This is a genomic window from Pontimonas salivibrio (genome assembly GCF_002950575.1).
In the GTDB taxonomy this organism is placed as follows: Bacteria; Actinomycetota; Actinomycetes; order Actinomycetales; family Microbacteriaceae; genus Pontimonas; species Pontimonas salivibrio.
This window is the reverse complement of sequence record NZ_CP026923.1, coordinates 1,098,663-1,116,709: the sequence shown is the minus strand read 5'-3', so window position 1 is coordinate 1,116,709 and position 18,047 is coordinate 1,098,663. Positions and strand designations below refer to the sequence as shown.

18 protein-coding genes are annotated in these 18,047 nt (G+C 58.5%); 15 read left to right on the top strand and 3 right to left on the bottom strand.

The genetic code is table 11. The features are described from left to right. Positions 1-36 precede the first annotated feature (36 nt). The 12 genes from thrS to C3B54_RS05530 all read left to right on the top strand — a co-directional run bounded on the left by thrS (position 37) and on the right by C3B54_RS05530 (position 12,788). A complete protein-coding gene (thrS, locus tag C3B54_RS05585) occupies positions 37-2,034 on the top strand; it encodes a threonine--tRNA ligase (RefSeq protein ID WP_158665554.1) in 1,998 nt (665 codons plus the stop codon). Then, positions 2,027-2,590 carry an HIT family protein gene (locus C3B54_RS05580; RefSeq protein WP_104913623.1) on the top strand — a complete coding sequence of 188 codons (564 nt, stop codon included), beginning with the start codon at positions 2,027-2,029 and terminating at the stop codon, positions 2,588-2,590. Before thrS ends, C3B54_RS05580 begins: the two co-directional genes overlap by 8 nt. Before the next feature lie 33 nt (positions 2,591-2,623). Next, the gene (pdxS, locus tag C3B54_RS05575) at positions 2,624-3,520 is read left to right on the top strand and encodes a pyridoxal 5'-phosphate synthase lyase subunit PdxS (RefSeq protein WP_104913622.1); all 897 of its coding nucleotides are present in this window, start codon (positions 2,624-2,626) and stop codon (positions 3,518-3,520) included. Further along, positions 3,510-4,142 carry a pyridoxal 5'-phosphate synthase glutaminase subunit PdxT gene (pdxT, locus tag C3B54_RS05570; RefSeq protein WP_104913621.1) on the top strand — a complete coding sequence of 211 codons (633 nt, stop codon included), beginning with the start codon at positions 3,510-3,512 and terminating at the stop codon, positions 4,140-4,142. The genes pdxS and pdxT overlap by 11 nt, the downstream gene beginning before the upstream one ends. Before the next feature lie 148 nt (positions 4,143-4,290). After that, positions 4,291-5,046, top strand: coding sequence for a YebC/PmpR family DNA-binding transcriptional regulator (locus C3B54_RS05565; RefSeq protein WP_104913620.1), 756 nt, complete (start codon positions 4,291-4,293; stop codon positions 5,044-5,046). 3 nt (positions 5,047-5,049) lie between these two features. Then, entirely contained in the window at positions 5,050-5,634 is a 585-nt protein-coding gene (ruvC, locus tag C3B54_RS05560; protein WP_245867816.1) for a crossover junction endodeoxyribonuclease RuvC, read from the top strand. 4 nt (positions 5,635-5,638) lie between these two features. Next, entirely contained in the window at positions 5,639-6,268 is a 630-nt protein-coding gene (gene ruvA, locus C3B54_RS05555) for a Holliday junction branch migration protein RuvA (protein WP_104913619.1), read from the top strand. Then, the gene (gene ruvB, locus C3B54_RS05550) at positions 6,265-7,275 is read left to right on the top strand and encodes a Holliday junction branch migration DNA helicase RuvB (RefSeq protein WP_104913618.1); all 1,011 of its coding nucleotides are present in this window, start codon (positions 6,265-6,267) and stop codon (positions 7,273-7,275) included. Before ruvA ends, ruvB begins: the two co-directional genes overlap by 4 nt. Before the next feature lie 74 nt (positions 7,276-7,349). Then, positions 7,350-7,670, top strand: a complete 321-nt coding sequence (gene yajC / locus C3B54_RS05545) for a preprotein translocase subunit YajC (protein ID WP_104913617.1) — start codon at positions 7,350-7,352, stop codon at positions 7,668-7,670. 60 nt (positions 7,671-7,730) lie between these two features. Beyond that, a complete protein-coding gene (gene secD, locus C3B54_RS05540) occupies positions 7,731-9,419 on the top strand; it encodes a protein translocase subunit SecD (protein WP_104913616.1) in 1,689 nt (562 codons plus the stop codon). Beyond that, entirely contained in the window at positions 9,419-10,417 is a 999-nt protein-coding gene (gene secF, locus C3B54_RS05535) for a protein translocase subunit SecF (protein ID WP_104913615.1), read from the top strand. Before secD ends, secF begins: the two co-directional genes overlap by 1 nt. 85 nt (positions 10,418-10,502) lie before the next feature. Further along, entirely contained in the window at positions 10,503-12,788 is a 2,286-nt protein-coding gene (locus tag C3B54_RS05530; protein WP_104913614.1) for a RelA/SpoT family protein, read from the top strand. Here C3B54_RS05530 and C3B54_RS05525 read toward each other — a convergent pair. The 3 genes from C3B54_RS05525 to C3B54_RS05515 form a co-directional block, all read right to left on the bottom strand. Beyond that, positions 12,767-13,312, bottom strand: coding sequence for a hypothetical protein (locus C3B54_RS05525; protein WP_104913613.1), 546 nt, complete (start codon positions 13,310-13,312; stop codon positions 12,767-12,769). The genes C3B54_RS05530 and C3B54_RS05525 overlap by 22 nt on opposite strands. Positions 13,313-13,378: 66 nt before the next feature. After that, a complete protein-coding gene (locus C3B54_RS05520) occupies positions 13,379-14,611 on the bottom strand; it encodes a DUF349 domain-containing protein (RefSeq protein ID WP_158665553.1) in 1,233 nt (410 codons plus the stop codon). 86 nt (positions 14,612-14,697) lie between these two features. After that, on the bottom strand, positions 14,698-15,507 hold the full coding sequence (locus tag C3B54_RS05515) for a peptidylprolyl isomerase (RefSeq protein WP_245867814.1): 810 nt from the start codon (positions 15,505-15,507) through the stop codon (positions 14,698-14,700). Between the two features lie 114 nt (positions 15,508-15,621). Here C3B54_RS05515 and C3B54_RS05510 point away from each other — a divergent pair, with 114 nt between their 5' ends. The 3 genes from C3B54_RS05510 to C3B54_RS08765 all read left to right on the top strand — a co-directional run bounded on the left by C3B54_RS05510 (position 15,622) and on the right by C3B54_RS08765 (position 18,044). Next, on the top strand, positions 15,622-17,031 hold the full coding sequence (locus C3B54_RS05510) for a replication-associated recombination protein A (RefSeq protein WP_104913611.1): 1,410 nt from the start codon (positions 15,622-15,624) through the stop codon (positions 17,029-17,031). Positions 17,032-17,189: 158 nt separating this feature from the next. Further along, complete coding sequence (rpsD, locus tag C3B54_RS05505) at positions 17,190-17,819, top strand: 30S ribosomal protein S4 (RefSeq protein WP_104913610.1); 630 nt, start codon at positions 17,190-17,192, stop codon at positions 17,817-17,819. Between the two features lie 57 nt (positions 17,820-17,876). After that, positions 17,877-18,044, top strand: coding sequence for a hypothetical protein (locus tag C3B54_RS08765; RefSeq protein ID WP_158665552.1), 168 nt, complete (start codon positions 17,877-17,879; stop codon positions 18,042-18,044). The last annotated feature ends 3 nt before the right edge of the window (positions 18,045-18,047 follow it).

Here is an 18,047-nt window from a genome sequence, read left to right as displayed (position 1 = left end):
GCTGGGGAGGTCCTCTTTAAAGAAAGTTTGGGTGTCGTGAACACTTCCCCACAAGCCTCCCGCGCTGTTGTTGTCGACCAGGAAACCACTGGGAATGCACTTTTTGCTGACCCTTCAGTGGTCGCCATCCGGGTAGACGGGGAATTACGAGACCTGCACTCCACGGTGACTCCCGGCAGCACTGTGGAACCGGTCGAGATTGATTCACCAGACGGCCTCGACATTCTTCGACACTCCACCGCACACGTGTTGGCGCAAGCGGTTCAACAGATCAGGCCGGAAGCAAAACTCGGTATTGGGCCTCCCATTACCGACGGTTTCTACTACGACTTCGACGTGGAGGAGCCGTTTACTCCCGATGAGTTGAAAACCTTGGAAAAGACGATGCAGAAAATCGTCAACCAGTCGCAGCGGTTTCACCGCCGGGTTGTCACCGACGATGAAGCGAAGGCTGAGCTGGCATCAGAGCCCTACAAACTGGAACTCATTGGTCTGAAATCGGAAGCGTCCCAGGGTGGTGACAACGAATCCGTTGAGGTGGGGGCCGGTGAGCTCACCATGTATGACAACGTGGATGCCAAATCTGGTGACACCGTGTGGAGTGACCTGTGTCGAGGTCCGCACCTGCCCCACACGAAGCTCATTTCTAACGGGTTTTCACTGACGCGCGTCGCGGCGGCCTATTGGCGAGGCAGTGAACACAACCCCCAACTGCAGCGTATCTATGGCACAGCGTGGCCGACTAAAGACCAAATGCGGGAATATTTGGACCGCTTAGAAGAAGCAAAACGCCGCGACCACAGGATTCTCGGTCAAGAGCTCGACCTGTTTAGCTTCCCGGAAGAAATCGGTTCAGGCCTGCCGGTGTTCCACCCCAAGGGCGGAGTTATCCGCCGGGAAATGGAGAACTACTCGAGGCGGCGCCACGAAGAAGCCGGCTACGAGTTTGTGAACTCACCGCACATTTCCAAACAGGAACTGTTCGAAACTAGCGGTCACCTGTCTTGGTACAAAGAGGGCATGTTCCCGCCGATGCAGATCGACGAGGTGCGAAACGACGCCGGGGAAATCACTCGGGCAGGGGTGGACTACTACCTGAAGCCGATGAACTGCCCCTTCCACATTCTCATTTTCCGCTCCCGGCAGCGCTCCTACCGCGAACTTCCCCTTCGAATGTTCGAATTTGGTTCGGTTTACCGATACGAAAAATCTGGTGTCGTTCACGGCCTCACCCGAGTGAGGGGGATGACCCAAGATGACGCGCACATCTTCACCACCAGGGAAGATCTCGAAACAGAACTCCAAGGGGTCTTGGACTTCGTGTTGGGTCTGCTGGCCGACTACGGCCTGAATGACTTTTACCTCGAGCTGTCCACCCGGGATGATTCGGACAAATTTGTCGGAGGCGACGAGATTTGGACAGAGGCGACTGAGATTTTGCAGAGGGTCGCTGAAGGCTCCGGCCTCGAGTTGGTGCCAGACCCCGGTGGGGCCGCGTTTTACGGCCCCAAGATCTCGGTGCAAGCCCGCGATGCGATCGGTCGGACCTGGCAAATGTCCACCATTCAACTGGATTTCATGTTGCCGGAGCGCTTCGATTTGGAATACCAGTCGGCCGATGGGTCCAGGCAGCGCCCGATTATGCTCCACCGTGCCCTCTTTGGCTCCATTGAGCGTTTCTTTGGTGTGCTGACCGAACACTATGCGGGTGCGTTCCCCGCCTGGCTTGCCCCTGTCCAAGTGGTGGGCATTCCCGTTGCAGAAGAATTTGCTCCCTACTTGACCGAGGTCATCGACCGGATGCGGGCCTTGGGTATTCGCGCCGAAATAGACGATTCGGATGAGCGGATGCAGAAGAAGATTCGCACCCACACGAAACAAAAAGTGCCCTACCTGCTGATCGCCGGTGAAGACGACCGCAGCGCGGGTGCGGTGAGTTTCCGCTTTAGGGACGGCTCCCAAAACAATGGTGTGCCCATCGATGAAGCCATCGCCCACATCCAAAAAGCCATTGCGGAGCGCTCCGATGACTGAGGACCAACCAGACGCCGTCTTACGCGATGCGTGGGAAGTGCCTGGCGCCCCCGATAGTTTTCAGCGCCTCTGGGTACCCCACCGCATCGGATACATCCACGGCAATGAGGGGAAAAAGCCGGGCGAGTGCGTCTTTTGTGTCGCCACCGAGCTTCCTGAAGACGAAAGCCTCGTGGTGTTTGAAGGCACTCACAACTACGTCGTGTTGAACCTTTTTCCCTACAACCCCGGCCACCTATTGATTTGTCCTTACCGACACATCGCCCAATACGACGAAGCCAGTGAGGCCGAAACGGCCGAAATTGCCGCACTCACCCAACACGCCATGGTGCTGCTTCGCGAGGTGGCTGGAGCCCACGGGTTTAACATCGGAATGAACCAAGGTCGCATCGCCGGTGCGGGCATTGAAGAGCATCTCCACCAGCACGTGGTGCCGCGGTGGGGTCAAGATTCCAACTTTTTCCCCATCATCGCCAAAACCAAAGCCATGCCACAGCTGCTGGGAGATATCCGCGACCAGCTGCGTACAGCATGGTCACAGTCTGAAACAAAATAGAATCATGGCCTAGCGTGGGCCAAGGAGGAACACATGAGTGAACAGGGCAATCAGACCGGAAGTGCACGCGTCAAGCGTGGTCTGGCCGACATGCTTAAAGGTGGCGTCATCATGGACGTCGTCACACCGGAGCAGGCAAAAATCGCCGAAGATGCCGGTGCCGTAGCCGTAATGGCCCTGGAGCGAGTCCCCGCAGACATCCGTGCCGAAGGTGGCGTCGCGAGGATGTCCGACCCGGACCTGATCGACGAAATCATCAACTCGGTATCGATCCCGGTGATGGCGAAAGCCCGAATCGGGCACTTCGTTGAAGCCCAAATCCTCCAAGAGCTCGGTGTGGACTACATCGACGAATCGGAAGTCCTCAGCCCCGCGGACTACGTCAACCACATCGACAAATGGGGTTACACGGTTCCTTTCGTGTGTGGCGCGACCAACCTGGGTGAAGCCCTGCGCCGGATCAACGAAGGTGCCGCGATGATTCGCTCCAAAGGCGAAGCAGGCACCGGCGATGTCTCCGAGGCGACCAAACACATCCGTACCATTTTGGGTGAAATCAACCACCTCAAGTCCAAAACCCCCGACGAGCTTTACGTCGCCGCCAAAGAGCTCCAAGCCCCCTACGACCTGGTGGTCGAAGTGGCGCGAACCGGTTCACTGCCTGTGGTGTTGTTTACCGCTGGTGGAATGGCGACCCCCGCAGACGCGGCCATGATGATGCAGTTGGGCGCAGATGGCGTGTTTGTCGGCTCCGGCATCTTCAAATCTGGTGACCCGGCGAAGCGGGCGAAAGCGATTGTGCAAGCAACCGCCCAGTTCCACGACCCCTCCGTCATCGCCAATGTGTCCCGCCAGCTGGGTGATGCCATGGTGGGGATCAACGTGAACGACCTTCCCGCACCACACCGCCTGGCAGAGCGTGGGTGGTAGTAGCCCGGCAATTGGCATTCTCGCCCTTCAGGGCGATGTGTTTGAGCACCGGCGCATGCTGGAATCCCTCGGCGCGACCGTTGTCGAGGTCCGCGGTGTGCGGGACTTAGCGGGGCTACAAGGCCTTGTGATTCCCGGCGGCGAGTCCAGTGTGATGGACAAGCTCACCAGACTGTTTGACCTCGTCGAGCCCCTTCGGGGGGCAATTGATGAGGGGCTTCCCGTACTGGGCACCTGCGCCGGAATGATCATGCTCGCGAAAGATCTCGTCGACGGTATCGACGGTCAGGAAACACTGGGCGGCTTAGACATCAGTGTCCAGCGCAACGCCTTTGGTGCTCAACGGGAATCATTTGACACCCGGCTGAGCGTCAAAGGGGTGGCCGGCGAGCCGATGGATGTGTCCTTCATCCGCGCTCCGGTGGTCACCCGGGTCGGCCCCGGGGTTCAGGTGCTTGCGTCACTCGAGGATGGTCGAGTGGTGGCGGTAGACGACTCCCAGTGCATGGCGCTGGCTTTCCATCCGGAAGTGAGCGGTGATAGCCGCCTGCACGAAGCGTTTGTGAAACGCGCTGGCAACTATCCGCCCCTGCCTGGAGACCTCCCGACTACACTGGCCTAGGTCCCAGCAGTTAGCGCCTAGTGCGGCGCGGACACGGTGGGAGCCCGGCGAGGCAGCGCCTCTGAGGCACAGTGTGTCGTCACAGTGTGCCAACAAGGGCGGGTCGCACCGTTGGGTTGTATCAGGTGAGTTCAGTGGGGAGAGCGTGATGTCAGGACACTCTAAGTGGGCAACGACGAAGCACAAGAAAGCCGTCATCGACGCGAAGCGTGCGAAATCTTTCGCCAAACTCATCAAAAACATTGAGGTGGCGGCCAAAATTGGCGGCGCCGACCCAGCCGGCAACCCCACCCTGGCCGATGCGATCCAAAAAGCAAAAAAGTCGTCAGTACCCAACGACAACATTGATCGCGCCGTGAAGCGTGGGGCTGGCCTGAGCGGTGAATCCGTCGACTACCAAACGATCATGTACGAAGGTTACGGGCCGAGCGGTGTCGCCATGCTCATCGAATGTTTGACTGACAACAAAAATCGCGCCGCCGCTGAAGTTCGCACCATCATGAGTCGAAACGGCGGCACCATGGGTGACCCGGGAAGCGTCGCCTACAACTTTGCCCGCAAAGGGGTAATCGCGGTCGCGAAAACCGACGGACTCTCGGAAGACGATGTCCTGGCTGCCGTTTTGGACTCGGGCGCAGAGGAAGTCATCGACCGCGGTGAAGGTTTCGACGTCATTACTGACCCGTCCGACTTGGTGGAAAACCGAAAAGCAATACAGGCGGCGGGAATCGACTACGAGCAGGCTGAAGCAGAGTTCGTGGCTTCGGTGACGATTACCCCCGAACTGGAAGTAGCCAAGAAGGTCTTCTCACTGATTGACGCACTCGAGGAATCCGACGACGTCCAAAACGTGTTCACCAACATGGAACTCTCACCCGAGCTGCTTTCCGCACTAGACGAGTAACCCGTGCCACGCATACTCGGTGTCGACCCTGGAATCACCAGGCTCGGCGTCGGCGTGGTCGATAACCCTCACGGGTCATCTCTGAGCATGATTGCTGTGGACGTGCTTCGCACGCCCCCCGAGTGGGACATCACCGAACGGCTCCTGCATCTCCAACGAGGGGTCGCGCAACTGCTCGACCTGCACAAGCCCGATGTTCTTGCCCTCGAGCGCGTCTTTGCTCAACACAATGTCCGCACGGTGATGGGCACGGCCCAAGTCAGTGGCATCGTGATTGCTCTCGCCGCCGAACGTGGCATCCCGGTAAGCCACCGCACACCAAGCGAAGTGAAGGCCGCCGTCACCGGCTACGGCGGTGCAAAAAAAGCACAGGTTCAAACCATGGTGAAAAATATTTTGAGCCTGGACGAGATTCCTAAACCCGCCGATGCCGCCGACGCCCTCGCACTGGCCATTACCGAAGCCTGGCGGGGTCGGGTGCCGGGAGTTCAAGGCCGTGGGGCCTCTGCTTCCCCGGTGTCCAGCACACAGACGCCAGCTCAACGCGCGTGGCGCGAGGCTCTTGGTCAGCGCACCAACCTAGGCTAAGAGCGTGATTTCGCAGCTTCGTGGTGTGGTGGCGCTTGTTGACGGTAGCCGCGTGGTGATTGATATCCACGGTGTCGGCTTGAGCGTTTCTGTGCCAGAGCGCACAGCCAGCGTGTTGCGTGCTGGCGAGGACACTCTCCTGCACACCTCCATGATCGTGCGCGAAGACGATATGAGCCTTACTGGTTTTGCACTTGCTGAGGAGCGCGACCTGTTTGACCAGTTGCGAAGTGTCGGGGGAGTGGGGCCGAAGTCTGCGCTGGGTGTACTGCAGCACTACACCGCAGAGGAAATCGCCTCCGCCATCGCCAGTGAAGATGACGCCACTTTTCGCCAAGTGAGCGGAATCGGTCCAAAGACAGCGAAGTTAATCGTGCTAACCCTTCACGGCAAGCTGACCGCACCACCGGTAGGCGCCGGCAAAGGAGCTGTGGACACATCCGTGTCTGGAGCGGATCAGGCCGCTATTGTCCAAGCACTGGTCGGTTTGGGCTGGTCGGAGCGTGTAGCCAAAAAGGGAGTGTCGGACATGTTGGAGAGCCTGGGCGAGGGGGAAACCCCAAGTGTTTCCGACCTTGTGCGCAGAGCACTTCAGCTTCTGGGGCCCCAGACAAGCCGTGAGGGTAACCGTTGAGTGGTGACATAGTCGACCCCGCTGCGCAGTCCGATCAGGAACTGCAGTTCGAGGGTGCCCTTCGGCCATCGCGGCTTGAGGAATTCATCGGGCAAGAAAAAGTCCGTAGCCAATTGACGCTGCTGCTGAGCGCAGCGAGCCTTGAAAACCGGACTCCGGACCACATTTTGTTGGCGGGACCTCCCGGGTTAGGTAAGACCACGCTGGCGATGATTGTCGCCGAAGAATCACGCTCACCCCTTCGGATGTCGAGCGGCCCTGCCATTCAGCACGCCGGCGATCTCGCCGCCGTCCTCTCCGCACTCACCCCCGGCGAAGTGCTGTTTATCGACGAAATACACCGGATGGCCAGACCCGCGGAAGAAATGCTTTACCTGGCAATGGAAGATTTCCGCATTGACATCATGGTGGGTAAAGGCCCCGGAGCCACCACGGTTCCTCTTGAGCTCGCACCGTTCACACTGGTTGGTGCCACTACACGCTCCGGCCTACTGCCAAACCCCCTGAGGGATCGTTTCGGATTCACGGCAAATCTTGAGTTTTACAGCCCCGATGAACTGCAGGCGGTGGTGCGACGGTCATCGCGAGTTCTCAATATTGACGCCGACGAACAGGCGCTTTCAGAAATTGCGAAGCGCTCGAGGGGAACACCCCGTATTGCTAACCGACTACTTCGAAGGGTGCGGGACTATTCGCTGGTTCACGGCGGTCACGCGACCCTCAGCAATGCGCAGGCGGCGCTTGAGCTCTACGACGTAGATGACTGGGGTTTAGATCGTTTAGACCGTCAAGTTCTAGAAATTCTTATCGGCCGTTTTGGCGGGGGGCCAGTGGGACTGGGAACACTGTCGGTGTCTGTGGGGGAAGAGGCCGAAACGATTGAGTCGGTCGTCGAGCCGTTTCTTGTGCGCCAAGGCTTCATAGTGCGCTCACCTCGGGGGCGAATGGCGACCCCGATGGCCTGGGCTCACCTGGGGCGTGATGCGCCGGGTCTCAATGACCTATAGTTACAGGGGTGCCCGCGACGTCGGGCACTGTGTCGTGGAAGAGGTGGAGCGTCGTGGATCCTTTTAGTCTGTTTATGATCGCAGCCCTTGGGTTGCTCATTTTCTTTATGTTCAGAAACTCCCGCAAGCAGCGGCAAGCCCAACAGGAGCTTCAAGACAACCTGGTCCCCGGAGCCGAAGTGATGACCTCCTTTGGCCTGTTCGCCACAGTCATGTCCATCGACGATGACACCAATGTCGCCACCATTGACGCCGGTTCGGGAACGGTCCTCCGTGTCCACCGCCAGGTGCTCACCAAAGTGATCCACGACGAGCCAGAGCTCGAGACAGAATCCGCCGATAGTGCCACTGAGGCCTCCTCGGATGATGCCGGCCGCGAGTCGCGCGATTCCTAACCCCCAGATCCCTCAATCCCTGATTCCTAAACCCCGAACCCCTCACACACTGAATCCCTGATGGCCAAGAGAAGCGTTGCGCGCCAAGCGGTGCGATCCCTTATTTGGCTCGTTGTTATTTTCGCCCTGCTTGTGGGAGGAAATGCGCTTGCCGTGTTCGGTTCCGCAGGGTCCTGGGTGCCAAAGTTGGCCCTCGATCTTCAGGGTGGGACGCAAATCATTTTGGAACCACGCCTGGCTGAAGGCCAAAGTGTGAGTGAAGAGCAACTCAACCAAGCCGTGTCGATTATTCGACAGAGGGTCGACTCCAGTGGTGTTGCCGAGGCTGAAGTCACCACCCAAGGTGGCGAGAACATTGTCGTGGGTATCCCGGGAGAACCCGACCAAGCAACGCTGGAGCGAATTCGCTCGTCGGCGAAACTCGAATTTAGGCCGGTGTTGATCACCGGTGCGGCAAGTACCGAGCCGGTGGAACCCGTCGAGGTTCCCGAGGTTGACGACCAAGAGCGGGTAGAGCCCACGAGCGCTAGCGACCTGGCGTGGATTACTCCGGAAATTGACGCGGAATACCAGTCAATCAACTGTTTCGAGCTTGACACCAGCGGCGCCAATGTGGCTGACCCCACTCTTCCGCTAGTCACCTGTTCTCAAGATGGCTTCGAGCGCTTCATTTTGGGCCCGGTCGAAGTCGGCGGAGAATCCATTGCCGATGCGTCGTCAGGCCTTGTCCCCGGTCCAAACGGAGCACCCACCAACGAGTGGGGCGTCTTTATTGAGTTCGATGCCGAAGGGACTACCGGCTTCCGCCAGGTAACAGAGCGACTCATCACCCTGCCGGGTGTTCAAAACCAGTTCGCCATTGTTCTCGACGGTCGAGTGATTTCCGCGCCGCGCACCCTCGCGGCGATTACCGACGGCAACCCACAAATTTCCGGATCCTTCACTCAGGAATCCGCAGCGGTTCTGGCTGACCAGCTGAAGTTCGGTGCGTTGCCGATTGGCTTCCAAGTGCAGTCCTCGGAAACCATTTCGGCCACACTGGGAGTGTCGCAGCTTCAGAGCGGGCTTATCGCTGGCCTCATCGGATTGATTCTTGTGGTCATCTATTCGCTGTTCCAGTACAGACTCCTGGGACTCGTCACCGTCTTCTCGCTGTCGACCGCGTTCATCCTGTCCTACTTCGTCATCACTTATCTGTCTAACGCCCAGGGCTACCGATTGTCTTTGGCGGGTGTCGCCGGGCTGATTGTGGCGATTGGTATTACCGCGGATTCGTTTATCGTCTTTTTTGAGCGGATTCGAGATGAACTGCGTGATGGTCGGATGCTCGAATCCGCGATTCAGGCAGCCTGGAAGCGTGCGTTTAGGACCATTCTCGCCTCAGATGCGGTGAGCTTCATTGCTGCGGTGACTCTGTACCTTTTGGCGGTGGGAAACGTGAGAGGTTTCGCGTTCACGCTCGGGGTCACAACGATCGTCGACCTCATCATCGTCGCACTGTTTACTCACCCGCTGATGCAACTGTTGGGTCGAACCAAGTTCTTCGCCAGTGGGCACCCCCTTTCCGGGCTTGACCCGCAAGCATTGGGCGCGGTCTATCGCGGCCGTGCACGGTTTAGGGAACCTGTTGCCGTGGATAAGACGGCGAGAGAGCGTAGTCGTGGTGAAGCCAAACGCCGCCAAACCATTGCCGAGCGCAAAGCCGCAGAAGCAGAAGCAGCAGACCGTGGCGCAGGGAGGCTCAAATAATGTCGATGCTCACGCGTTTTGGAAACGGTCTGTACACCGGTGAGAAGTCGTTTGACTTTGTCGGTCGCAGAATGCTCTGGTACTTGATCGGCGCCGGAGTGGTCCTCCTCGCCATCCTGATTACGACCCTCCGAGGTGGCTTCGTCTTCGGAATCGAATTCCGGGGCGGGTCTGAATTTCGAGTATCCGAGCCTGTCCAAGTAGTGGAATCCGTCGCCATAGACACGGTTAACGAGGTTGTGGGTGTGGGCTCGAACCCCCGTGTGTCGATTGTGGGTGGGGATTCGGTCAGAGTGCAGACAGAGCAGCTCACCACCGAGGACACAGAATTGATTCGTGTCGAACTGGCTGAGGCCTACAACGTGCCGGTCAGCGAAGTCACCTCATCCTTTATTGGTGCAACGTGGGGACAAGACATCACCACACAGGCCCTGAGGGCTCTGGTGGTCTTCCTTGTCCTCGTGAGTGCTGTGATGGCTTTGTATTTCCGAACTTGGAAAATGTCGTTGGCGGCGATGACCGCGTTGATTCACGACCTGGTGATCACCGCGGGCGTGTATGGCGTTCTGGGCTTTGAAATCACCCCAGCGGCAGTCATCGGCTTCCTCACAATCTTGGGCTATTCGCTTTATGACACCGTCGTCGTCTTCGACAAAGTGCGGGAAAACACCGCAGAGGACGGCGAGGAGTCCACAAGGACATTCGCTGATTCAGTCAACCTGGCGGTTAACCAAACGCTCGTGCGCTCAATCAATACCTCGGTGGTCGCCGTGCTCCCCGTCGGTGCCATTTTGTTCATCGGTTCTGTGCTCTTGGGCGCGGGGACGCTGAGAGATATCGCCCTGGCCTTGTTTATTGGCATCCTGGCCGGGACCTACTCGACAATTTTTATTGCTGCGCCGATGTATGTGCACCTGCGCGAGAACGAACCGGAAGCCAGAAAGCAGGGTCGGCGCAAAGAAGTCGTCCAAAAGACCAGCTCTGGAGCTGTCCGCTAGTAGCACACCGCCGAAAGCCCCCATTCAGGCGCTCGGAGCGGGAACGCTCCTAAACTGTTGGTGGAGAGCGAGACGGAGGTGACCCGTGGCTGTCGAAACCCAAACCAACCAGTTTCAGGCGTTTCGTCAATTTCTGCCGCGCCTGTTTTCAAAAACCCAACCCACCGAGGGTCTCGACACCCTGCTTCGTACCATTAAACGCACCCACCCGCGTGCTGACATCGGACTGATTGAACGCGCCTATCGTGTTGCTGCCCTCGCCCACCAAGGCCAAACGCGCCACAGTGGCGAGCCCTACATCACCCACCCGTTAGCGGTGTCCCAGATTCTGGCTGACCTCGGGTTGGGCCCCAAAACGATTGCTGCTGCATTGCTCCACGACACGGTGGAAGACACGGGTTATGCACTGGAGACACTCCGCGGAGAATTTGGTGACGAGGTGGCCATGCTGGTTGACGGGGTCACCAAACTCGATCGAGTGAAATACGGCGATGCGGCCCAAGCGGAAACTGTTCGCAAAATGATTGTCGCGATGTCTAAGGACATTCGTGTGTTGGTCGTCAAACTTGCTGATCGTCTTCACAATGCGCGCACCTGGGGTTTTGTGGACCCCGAATCAGCTGCCCGCAAGGCGAAGGAAACACTCGAAATTTATTCTCCTCTTGCCCACCGCATGGGTATTCAAACCATCAAAGCCGAGCTTGAAGACCTGTCCTTTGCCGTATTGCACCCCAAGCTCTACGTCGAAATCGAATCTCTGGTGCGTGATCGCAGCCCCGAGCGGGAAGCGTTTGTCGAAAACGTCATCGAACAGGTGCGCGCGGACTTACGCCAAGCAAAGGTCAAAGGGGACATTAAGGGCCGCCCGAAAGAGTTTTATTCGATCTATCAAAAGATGATTCGACGCGGTCGCGATTTCTCCGATATCCACGACCTGACCGGTATCCGTATTGTGGTCGGCAGTATTCGCGACTGTTATGCGGCGCTGGGGGCTGTGCACGCCAGGTGGAACCCCATGTCGGGGCGTTTTAAGGATTACATCGCCACACCAAAGTTCAACCTCTACCAGTCGTTACACACGACAGTGTTTGGCCCTGAAGGTCGGCCGGTGGAAATCCAGATTCGCACCCACGATATGCACCAGCGTGCCGAATACGGTGTTGCGGCCCACTGGAAGTACAAAGAGGGCAGTCGAGACACCAAAGACCGTGAACGCCAACGGCGGGATGCTGATGATGCCCAACCCAGCACCCAACAAACCGAAATGGTGTGGCTTGCCCACCTGTCCGATTGGCAGGAGGAGGCAAAAGACCCCGAAGAATTCCTGGACACTCTTCGCTATGAAATTGGCGCGAAAGAGGTGTACGTGTTCACCCCGAAAGGGAAGGTCATAGGTCTGCCTGCCGGGGCGACACCGGTTGATTTTGCTTACGCCGTGCACACCGAAGTCGGTCACCGCACGATGGGCTCCAGGGTCAACGGCCGGCTCGTCCCCTTGGACACAGAATTGGGCAGCGGCGACACCGTAGAGGTGTTTACTGCTAAGAATCCTGATGCTGGGCCCAGCCAAGACTGGTTGAACTTCGTCAGTTCGCATCGAGCACGGTCAAAGATTCGCCAGTGGTTCACAAAGGAACGTCGCGACGAGGCCATTGAGCAAGGAAAAGAAGCCATTGTGCGCGCAATGCGCAAGCAAAACCTTCCGATGAAACGATTAATGTCTAGTGAAGCGTTAGCCACGTTGGGCAGCCAGCTGCACCTTGACGGGGTCGAAGCGCTCTATCAGGCGGTGGGAGAAGGCCGGGTGTCCACCCAGTCGGTCATCGAGAAACTGCTCGCGATTGCCGATGACAATTCGTCCGGTGATGAAGACTACGAGTCCAGTTCACCGGCACCCACCAGGCTCCCCACGAGGACCAGCGAATCGGGTGTATTGGTCCGAGGTGCGCCAGACATTTTGGTCAAACTCGCCAAATGTTGCACTCCCGTTCCCGGTGATGAAATTCATGGCTTCGTCACCCGGGGAACCGGTGTCAGCGTGCACCGCAGTGACTGCACAAATATTGCCAGCCTGATGGACAGTCCCGAACGGATGATTGAGGTCGAGTGGGCTGGGACAAAAGGGGCTGTCTTCCTCGTCCAGATTCAAATCGAAGCCCTGGATCGGCCCGGTCTACTCTCGGATGTGACTCGAGTGTTGACCGAACACCACGTGAACATCCTCTCCGCCACAGTGCACACCTCCGACGAACGGTTGGCTATCAGCCGTTTCGTGTTTGAAATGGGTGATGTCAGCCATCTGGAGCGTGTGCTGAACTCGGTTCGGCGCATTGACGCCGTCTATGACGTTTATCGCGTCACGACGGGGTGATCGCGCCACCATTGGCTCACTTGGGCGGCCCTGCGCCTCGCGCGGTCCCTGGCGGGTTTGCTCAAACTATCTCTCACTTGCTCCACCACTGAGTGCAGTTCAGTCTTGGTGACCAACGAATAAAGCTGTGCGGCAGCTACTTCGTCTTCACCCTGGTGGCTTAACAGGTCTGCTGCGCAGTCCATTCGTCCGAGAAGCCTGAGGCCTCTCACGCTTACTAGCGTGAAGCGCTCTAGTCGCTTCGCGCGAGGTCTCCATTGTGTGCGGGCAATGGGAGAAAGTGCTGGAGTGGTCGCACACAACACTGCCCAGGGTTCTGGTTTACCGAGCCCCGTCCAGACCCAGCCAGCAGTCTGCCCAGCCGCGACAGCCCATTGGGGGAGTCGCTCGGCCACGAGCGCTGCCCGCTCCTCATACAGTGGCGGTTCGCGCCGATCGGTGTAAATGCTTTGGATGCGCCAGCCGTCACCGTCGAGGTGGAGGGCGTGGCGTTCGGTGTCGCTGAGGGTCGGTGTGGGGTGCATCGCCGGATTATGGCGACCGCATCGGGGTTTCAGCCGACGGAGGGTGAATCTGTGGAGAGATTTGTACTACGCGTCGGTGAGGACATTGCGCCACGCCAGTTTGGTGTCCAGCTCAGCTTGGATCCGCTCTGCCTCTTGCGTGTTACCGGCTGCGTCGGCGGCAGACTTCTTCTCCTGCAAGCGTTCAATGTCTTGATCGATTTGCGACAAAAAGCTTTCGCTGCGCGCCTGTTTTTCTGGGTTCGATTTGTCCCAGTGGTCTGCTTCCAGCTTCTTGACGTGTTTATCGAAAGCCGCCACTTTCCCATCCAGCACTTTCACCTGTGCCCTCGGGACGGGACCAATTTTGCGCGAGCGCTCGTGAAAGAGTCGAATCCGCTCGAGAGCCTGACGGTGGTCGGTGAGGGTCAAAATGTCAGAAAACTCTTCAATGAGGGCAGCTTTTTGCTCCCCATTTTCCTTGTTGGCTTCATCTTCGGCCGCAGCTTCGGCAGTTTTTGCCTGATAAAGCACATCTCCAGCGGCTTTGAACTGACTCCACAGTTGGTCCTCAACGGCGCGGTTCGCCCGGGGGGCTTTTTTCCACGCTTCAAGAAGGTCGCGATATGCCGGGATACCTGCGGCCCCTTTCTCCGCTAATGCCTGGGCGCGCTCAATGAGTTCACGCTTGGCTCCCTTTGCTTCTTTCACGACTTTGTCGCGGGCTTGGAAGTGGGCGCGACGCGCTCGGTCAAGAGTGTGGCGGGCATTTCTAAAGCGCTTCCACAACGCATCTGCGGTGGCTTTGGGAAGCTTGGGGCCCTCTTGCTGCTGGGTTTTCCACGACTCAAACAACGCGTCAACGGCTGCGGTGGTTTCTTTCCAGCGCACCTGACTGAGGTCACCGTCAGCAAGCTTCTCAATCTCGGAGACAATTTTTTCACGTTCTTCAACCGCTACAGCCACAGCCTTTTCGCGCTCTTTGTTTTGCTGTGCCGCGAGTTCGCCGAGAGCCTCCGCAAGAGTTTCCACACGGGACTTCAACGATTCCAGGTCACCCACAGCACCGGGCGTTTCCAATGATTTGCGCAGCGCTGTGACACTTTTTTGGATATCTTTTGCGGGCGCCCCGGCCTTGTGGCGATCTTCGGCCAGCTTCACCTGAGATTCGAGGTCCGCGAACTTTCGCTCAAAGATGGCCATCGCCTCTTCAGGTGTTCCGTCTGGATAGGAGCCCACGGCGTGCCAATCGTCACCAATGCGCACCTCAACGGTGCCCTTTTCTGTGACACGACCCCAAGGGTGTGTGGTTTCGACCATGTCCTCCATGCTTTCCGCGCCAAATGTGTCGGCGCCGATTAGCCTACACACCGCCTTCTACTTGGCGAGCGCCACAAGCCAGAGACTTATCGGATTGTGATATTCGATATTTCGGCGGGTGCCACCGGGGAACCATCTGGAAGGCCGTCCACGGTGCCCTGCTCGATGACCTCGTCGACTAGCTCGGTCAAACCCGAAGTGACGGAACCAAACAACGTGTAGCCTCCGGCGGCGTCGGAGGGAATTGTGCTGTCGTCGTAGACGATGAAGAACTGGCTACCCATACTGGTGTCGTCACCGCCGACCCTGGCCATTGCGAGGCTACCGGTTTCATAGACGTCGTCTTCTGGCGCGTTTTCGATGGGCCCAAACGTGTAACCGGGGCCACCTTGTCCGGTTCCCTCAGGGTCACCACACTGCAACACGAAGATGCCCTCTGTGGTCAAACGGTGGCAGGAAACACCCTCGTAGAAACCGGTGCGGGAGAGCTCCAGAAAATTGGCGACAGCTTGGGGTGCCAAGAAGCCATTCAGCGACAGCTCGAGGTCCACCCCGTCGAGGGTCATTTGGGCCTCCCAGCTGCGAAATTCGCTGAGCGCAATGTCAGGAACCGTGTCCTCATTGATGACGGGCTCTTCCCCCAGCAGGTCGGTCACAGCGTCCTCGACGCCACCCTCCAAACCTTCAGATTCCTCGGCCACCACCGTGGCTCCAGGTCCCACCGCAACCCACGCCCAATAGCCCAAAGACGCAACAGAGACAGCCACCACCATGATTAACCCGGCCGCCCACTGGTCACGTGTGCGCCTGGTCACCTGCGTGTTGTGGACGATTTGATGGGCGCGGTAGAGCTTCAACCGCTGGTTGTGGTCGTCTTTTTGGCGTGAACTGGCCACGTGGGGCCTTCCTATCGGGAGTCGAACAAAAACCTCCCTCATTGTAGGCCCGGCGGGCACCGCTGACCGCACCATCCTGCCGGCGACATGGCCTCAGGCAACTAGCATGGGGCCATGTCAGGCCAGCCCGGGTTGTTTTCCTCCAAGGCACCCCTCGCAGCCGCCATGCGGCCACGAAGTCTCGACGATGTTTTTGGCCAAGACCACCTCCTCGTCGAGGGGTCCCCGCTTCGGGCACTGGCCGATTCGGCCTCAGGACAACCCGGTACGTCGGTGATCTTGTGGGGCCCTGCCGGTGTCGGCAAAACCACGTTGGCAAAAGTCATCGCCCACTCGTCAGAACGCGAATTTCTCGAACTTTCCGCGGTGAGTGCGGGTGTGAAAGATGTGCGAGAAGCAATGGATCGGGCGAGACGGGCTCTTGATATGGGCTCCCCGCCACCGGTGTTGTTTCTCGACGAAATACACCGCTTTTCCAAAGCCCAACAAGATGCGCTACTCCCGGGTGTCGAAAACGGCCTCGTGGTGCTCATTGCGGCCACGACCGAAAACCCGTCGTTTTCGGTCGTCTCGCCGCTGCTCTCCCGCAGTGTGTTGTTGACACTGCGGGCTCTTGATCACGATGCGTTGACCACAGTGGTGACCAGGGCCCTTTCCAGCCCTAGAGGCTTAGACAGTCGATTTGTGCTGGGTGAAGGGGTCCTCGATGCCTTGGTCGCCCGTTCGGGAGGGGACGCCCGGAGGGCGCTCACCGCTTTGGAGGCTGCGGCGTCGGTTGCACTAGGGCGCATCGCGAGCGCGGAAGGCTCAGCGGATGTTGGGTCGACCGATACTGGGTCACGCGGGTCAACAGCACCCGTCGAAATTACTGAGGACGATCTTTCCCACGCACTCGATGTGGCTCTGGTGACCTATGACCGAGACGGCGATCAGCACTACGACGTGGTCTCGGCATTTATCAAATCAGTCCGTGGAAGTGACGCCGATGCGGCCCTGCATTACCTCGCCCGCATGGTGGAAGCGGGGGAGGACCCCCGATTTATCGCTCGGCGTTTGGTCATTCTGGCCTCGGAGGATATTGGTCTCGCAGACCCGCAAGGGCTTGTGGTAGCAATGGCCGCTGCCGACGCGGTGAGTTTCATCGGGATGCCAGAAGGGCGCATTCCGCTGGCAGAAGCGACCGTGTATTTGGCCCTGGCCCCCAAGTCGAATGCCGCCTACCGCGGCATTAACCAGGCCATCGCTGATATTCGCGAGGGGAAAGCAGGTGTTGTGCCCCCGCATTTGCGAGACGCCCACTATCCGGGCGCGAGTGGGTTAGGACACGGTCAGGGCTACCTCTACAGTCACGACGCTCCGCGCGGTGTGGCACGGCAGCACTACTTGCCGGAAACCTTGCGCTCTGCGCGTTACTACCAGCCCACAACTCGAGGACTGGAAGCAGAATTGCACTCTCGGTATCGAGTGCTTCGGGGGATCATTGACGGTGAAGAGGCCGAGGGGCCCGGGGAATCTGATTCTTAGTCGACCCCGTGCTAGCATGATGGGTCGGTCGAGATAGCTCCAGCGGCTGGGAGCTTCAGTCCGAATGGCACTTTTTAGCCGGGTGCCTAGGCAGTGAAGTCTTTCCCTCTGGAAACGTCACTGAGTCTTGGTTGCCACTAATAAGGAGAAATTAATCCGTGTCCACTACGTCACGTACCCGTAGCAAGGTGCGCCTCTCGCGCGCACTGGGAATCCCGCTCACCCCGAAAGCTCAGCGCCACCTCGAAAAGCGCCCCTATGCTCCCGGCCAACACGGCCGCACCCGTCGCAAGACCGACAGTGACTTTGCTGTTCGTCTGCGCGAAAAGCAGCGCTTACGCGCCCAGTACGGCATTCGTGAAGCGCAGATTCGTCGCGTCTTCGAAGAGGCACGTAAAGCACCCGGTCTGACCGGTGAATCGCTTGTCGAGCTGTTGGAAATGCGTCTAGACGCTCTCGTTCTGCGCGCCGGTTTCGCACGCTCCACCGCACAGGCCCGCCAGCTGGTGGTGCACCGCCACATCATGGTCAACGGTCAGATTGTGGACCGCCCCTCTTTCCGGGTGAAGCCAGGTCAAATGATTCACGTCAAGCCCCGCTCGGAAGAGATGGATCCTTTCCAGGTTGCCGCCGCAGGTGCACACCAAGACGTGTTGCCTCCTGTGCCCGGCTACCTCGACGTATCCATTGAGACCCTTCAGGCCACCCTTCTTCGTCGCCCCAAGCGTGAAGAGGTTCCCGTGACCTGTGAAGTGCAGTTGGTTGTGGAGTATTACGCCGCAAGGTAGTCGTGTGTCCACCGGCATCGTCACAGCCGGTGGCGACCAACGGACAAGGAGTGTGGCATGAGAGCTCTCGGAGGCTTCATCTTCGGCGTTGTTGCCGGAGTAGTGCTGGTATTACTGGCAGGCCGCAGTGAGGCTGGCCGCGTCGCTCTCGCCCGCACCGACCACTCTTTGCAGGGGTTCGTCGACGGCGTGATTGAGGGTTTTCGTCAACCCGGTCGTTCTTAACCA